The 4,912-nt window shown below is 72.6% G+C and carries 4 protein-coding genes; 3 read left to right on the top strand and 1 reads right to left on the bottom strand.

Going from position 1 to position 4,912, the window contains the following annotated elements; all coding sequences use genetic code 11:
* The 3 genes from RMO85_RS14460 to RMO85_RS14470 all read left to right on the top strand — a co-directional run.
* Nucleotides 1-1,745 (top strand): molybdopterin cofactor-binding domain-containing protein (locus RMO85_RS14460; protein ID WP_310529425.1); only part of this gene is annotated, 1,745 nt, incomplete at its 5' end.
* A gap of 1 nt (nt 1,746) precedes the next feature.
* Nucleotides 1,747-2,562 (top strand): xanthine dehydrogenase accessory protein XdhC, encoded by an 816-nt coding sequence (xdhC, locus tag RMO85_RS14465; RefSeq protein ID WP_310529426.1) that lies wholly within the window; start codon nt 1,747-1,749, stop codon nt 2,560-2,562.
* On the top strand, nt 2,559-3,932 hold the full coding sequence (locus RMO85_RS14470) for a guanine deaminase (RefSeq protein ID WP_310529427.1): 1,374 nt from the start codon (nt 2,559-2,561) through the stop codon (nt 3,930-3,932). Before xdhC ends, RMO85_RS14470 begins: the two co-directional genes overlap by 4 nt.
* A 53-nt stretch (nt 3,933-3,985) precedes the next feature.
* Here RMO85_RS14470 and RMO85_RS14475 read toward each other — a convergent pair.
* Nucleotides 3,986-4,912: ROK family protein (locus RMO85_RS14475; RefSeq protein ID WP_310529428.1), on the bottom strand; the 927-nt coding region annotated here is incomplete at its 5' end.

Genomic DNA, 4,912 nt, shown 5'->3' on the forward strand with positions numbered 1-4,912 from the left:
CCGGCCAGGAGCACTTCTACCTCGAGACGCACGCGTCGCTGGCGCTGGTTGACGAGGCCGGCCAGGTCTTCGTGCAGAGCAGCACCCAGCACCCGACCGAGACGCAGGAGATCGTCGCCCACGTGCTCGGCCTCCGCAGCCACCACGTCACCGTCCAGTGCCTGCGCATGGGTGGCGGGTTCGGTGGCAAGGAGATGCAGCCGCACGGGTTCGCAGCGGTCGCGGCACTCGGCGCTACCCTGACCGGCCGTCCGGTCAGGCTGCGACTCAGCCGCACCCACGACCTGACGATGACCGGCAAGCGGCACGGCTTCCACGCGGATTGGCGCGTCGGCTTCGACGACGACGGCCGGTTGCAGGCGCTCGAGGCGACGCTCACCTCCGACGGCGGCTGGAGCCTCGACCTGAGCGAGCCGGTGCTCGCGCGGGCGCTGTGCCACGTGGACAACGCCTACTGGATCCCGCACGTCCGCCTGCACGGTCGGGTGGCGCGCACCAACAAGACGTCGCAGACCGCGTTCCGTGGCTTCGGCGGGCCGCAGGGCATGCTCGTGATCGAGGACATCCTGGGTCGCTGCGCGCCCCTGCTGGGGATCGACCCGGTCGAGCTGCGCCGCAGCAACTTCTACGTCGAGGGCCAGGCCACTCCGTACGGCCAGGTGGTCCGCCATCCGGAGCGGGTCGCCGCCGCGTGGGAGCAGGTGCTGACGACCGGCGAGGTGGCGCGTCGACAGGGGGAGATCGCCGTCTTCAACGCCGCCCACGAGCACACCAAGCGTGCCCTGGCGCTGACCCCGGTGAAGTTCGGCATCGCCTTCAACTTCACGTCCTTCAACCAGGCCGGGGCGCTGGTGCACGTCTACCGGGACGGCTCGGTGCTGATCAATCACGGCGGCACCGAGATGGGCCAGGGCCTGCACACCAAGATGCTGCAGGTCGCGGCCACCACGCTCGGAGTCCCGCTCGACACGGTGCGGGTCGCGCCCACCCGCACGGACAAGGTGCCCAATACGTCCGCGACCGCCGCCAGCTCCAGCGCGGACCTCAACGGCGGGGCCATCAAGCACGCCTGCGAGCAGATCCTCGCGCGCCTGACGGCCCACGCCGCCGGTCGCGAGCTGCCGTGGGGGGACCTCGTCCGGGAGGCCTACTTCGCCCGCATCCAGTTGTGGGCGGCCGGCTTCTACCGGACCGAGGGCATCCACTGGGATGCCTCGACGATGCAGGGGCACCCGTTCAAGTACTTCGCCTATGGCGTCGCGGCTGCCGAGGTCGAGGTCGACGGCTTCACCGGCGCCTACCGCACGCGCCGCGTCGACATCGTCCACGACGTCGGCGACAGCCTCTCCCCACTCGTCGACGTGGGCCAGATCGAGGGCGGCTTCGTGCAGGGCCTGGGCTGGCTGACCCTGGAGGACCTGCGCTGGGACGAGTCCGCCGGCCCCGGCCGCGGTCGCCTGACGACCCAGTCCGCCAGCACCTACAAGCTCCCGAGCTTCAGCGAGCTGCCCGACGAGTTCAACGTCGCGCTGCTCGAGCAGGCCCACGAGGACGGCGTGGTCTACGGCTCCAAGGCGGTCGGCGAGCCCCCGCTGATGCTGGCGTTCGCCGTGCGCGAGGCGCTGCGCGAGGCCGTCGGGGCCTTCGGTGCGCCCGGCGCGAGCGTCGAGCTCGCATCACCGGCCACGCCGGAGGCCGTGTTCTGGGCGATCGAGCGAGCCCGTCACCCGGCGATGGGGGCCTGACATGCACTGGATCGCTGCCGTCGAGCTGCTCCGCATGCAGCGTGCTGCCGGGGTGCTGGTCACCGTGGTCGAGGTTCGCGGGCATGCGCCGCGCGACGCCGGCGCCAAGATGGTGATCGCGAAGGACCGCTCCTGGGGCAGTGTCGGCGGCGGCAACCTCGAGGAGACCGCCGTGGGGCGCGCCCGGGAGATGCTTGCGAGTGGTGGTGCTGCCCCCGAGCAGCTGACCCTCGGCCTGACCGACCGGGCTCGTACCGAGCACGGCCGCCAGTGCTGCGGGGGAGAGGTCACCGTCCTGTTCGAGCCGCTGCCGGTCGTGCCCGCGGTGGCGATCTTCGGTGTCGGCCACGTCGGCCTCGAGCTCGCCCGGATCCTGGTCCGGCACGACCTCGAGCTGCATCTCGTCGACTCCCGCGCCGACCAGCTCACGCCCGTGCGGCTGGCATGCCTCGACGACGGCGAGGGCGCCGTACGCGTGCATCACTCGCCGGTGCCCGAGCTGGCCCTGGGCACGGTGCCGGCCGGGGCACACGTGCTGGTGATGACGCACGACCACGCCGAGGACTTCGCGATCTGCGACGCCGCCCTGCGGTGCCACCACCTGGGCAGCGTCGGACTGATCGGCTCGGCCTCGAAGTGGGCGAGGTTCCAGCGGGGCCTCCTCGTCGAGGGCCACGACGAGGCGGCGGTCGGCCGGATCCACAGCCCGATCGGGGTGCCGGAACTCTCCGGCAAGGAGCCGGCGACGATCGCGGTCTCGGTGGCCGCCGACCTGCTGCGGCTGCTCGCAGCCGAGCGAGCCCGAGCCGACGCATGACGCCGGGCGGGGTGCTGTATCGGGCTCGCGCGTTCGACACGCCCGATGATCCGTTCTCCGACGGTGCGCAGACTCCCGGCTTCCGCTACGCCGACGACCTCGGCCTGGCGGTGTCCGACGCGGGCGTGATCACCAACCGTGGGCCGTTCGCGTCCGTGGCGGCCGCCCATCCGAACGCCGCGGTGATCGACCTGCGGGCCGGGATCCTGCTGCCGGGCCTCGTCGACGCCCACGTGCACTTCCCGCAGGTCCGCGTGATCGGCGCGCTCGGCATGCCGCTGCTGGAGTGGCTCGAGCGGTGCGCGCTGCCGGAGGAGCAGAACCTCGCGTCGCGCGACTATGCGGAGGTGATCGCGGGCGAGTTCGTGGCCAGCCTCATCGCGGCCGGGACCACGACGTCCCTGGTGTTCGGCTCCCACTTCGCCCCGGCCGTCGACGCGCTCTTCACCGAGGCGGCGCGCTTCGGGCTGCGGGTGACGAGCGGCCTCGTCGTGAGCGACCGGATGCTGCCGGAGCCGCTGCTCACGACGCCTGAGCGGGCCCACGCCGAAGCGGTGAAGCTGGCCGCGCTCTGGCACGGCCGTGGACGAGCCCGCTACGCCGTCACCCCGCGCTTCTCGTTGTCGGCCTCCGACGCGATCCTCGAGGCGTGCGCCGCCGTGATGTCCGAGGTCGAGGGCGCCTTCTTTACCTCGCACGTCAACGAGAATCTCGCCGAGGTGGCCACCGTCGCGGGCCAGTTCGCCGACCGGTCCGACTACGTCCACACCTACGACCACCACGGCCTGCTGGGGCCGAGTTCCGTCCTCGCCCACAACGTGCACCCCCTGGATGCCGAGTTGGACGTGCTCGCGACTCGTCGTACGGCGGTGGCGCACTGCCCGAGCAGCAACTCGGCGCTCGGCTCGGGACTGTTCCGGCTGCGTGACCACGTGGCGGCGGGCGTGCCCGTGGCCCTGGGCTGCGACGTCGGCGCCGGCACCGGCTTCTCCCTGTTCAAGGAGGGACTGCAGGCCTACTTCGTCCAGCGCCTGCTCGGCGACCGGGGCTTCTCGCTGACGCCCGCGCACCTCCTGCACCTCAGCACCGCGGCGGGCGCGGCAGCACTGGGACTCGACGACGTGGTCGGGGACCTCTCCGAGGGCAAGGAGTTCGACGCGATCTGCCTGCGCCCGCCCGCCGGGACCGCGCTGGACATCGGCCTGCGTCACGCGGGCTCGCCCGACGAAGCGTTGGGCAAGGTGTTCGCGCTGGCGAGTGACGCCGATGTGGCCGACGTGTGGGTCGGCGGGGTGCAGATCGCCTCCGGCGGCTTCCTGCGGGCCCTCAGTCCCCGGCGGCCAGGATCACGCGGTACGCCGGCAGGGTGAGGAAGTCGGGGCTCTCGGGTGATCACCACGCCGGTGTCGAGGGCGTGCGCGCATCAGTCGGTGAGGAGCTCCGTGCGTTCGGCAGCCAGGAGTACGGCGCCCACCAGCGAGGCACGTTCGCCGAGCTTGGAGGCGACGACCGGGGTCGAGGCGACCGCGTCGAGGGCATGACGGCGCAGCCCGATCCGGGCAGACTCGAGGAGCAGCTCTCCGGCGCGGGCCAGCTCGCCGCCGACCACGACCAGCGCCGGGTTGAGGAGGTTGACGACGCTGGCGAGCGCCCAACCGAGGTGGAGCCCGGCGTCCTCGAGGGCTCGCAGGGCCGAGACGTTGCCGTCACGGGCGGCCGCGACGATGTCGTCGACGGTGGCGCCGGGCAGCTGCAGGCCCATCATCGCCTGCAGGGCCACGGTGGAGGTGTAGGCCTCGAGGCAGCCCCGGCTTCCGCAGCGGCACACCGGCCCGTTCTCGTCGAGGGTGAGGTGCCCGATCTCCCCGGCCGTGCCGCCGGCGCCATGGAAGAGCTTGTCGTTGAGCACGATGCCGGCGCCCACGCCCGAGGAGACCTTCACGAACACTGACGTGTCGTGGCCACGGGCCACGCCCCGGCGGTGCTCGGCCAGGGCCCCGAGGTTGGCGTCGTTGTCGGTGTGGACCACGACACCGAAGACCTCGTGCGCGGCGTCCTGGGCGTTGACGCCGACCCAGCCGGGCAGGATCGCCGAGGTGCGGACCACGCCGTCGGTCATCGGGGCCGGCAGGCCCAGGCCCAGGGTCCGCACGGCGCTCCGCTCCAGCTTCGCGCCGGCCAGCAGGGAGTCCAGGACGGTGTCGGCCTCGGCCAGCCCGGCGGCGTAGGCATGCCCCCAGTCGTTGCGCCGCCGCCCCTCGGTTAACAGCTGGCCGGTGAGGTCCCCGATGGCGACCGCGACGTGGCTGTGGCGGAAGTCGCCGCCGGCGACGAGGCCGGCCCCCCGGGC

It is taken from the genome of Nocardioides sp., assembly GCF_031422975.1.
GTDB lineage: Bacteria > Actinomycetota > Actinomycetes > Propionibacteriales > Nocardioidaceae > Nocardioides.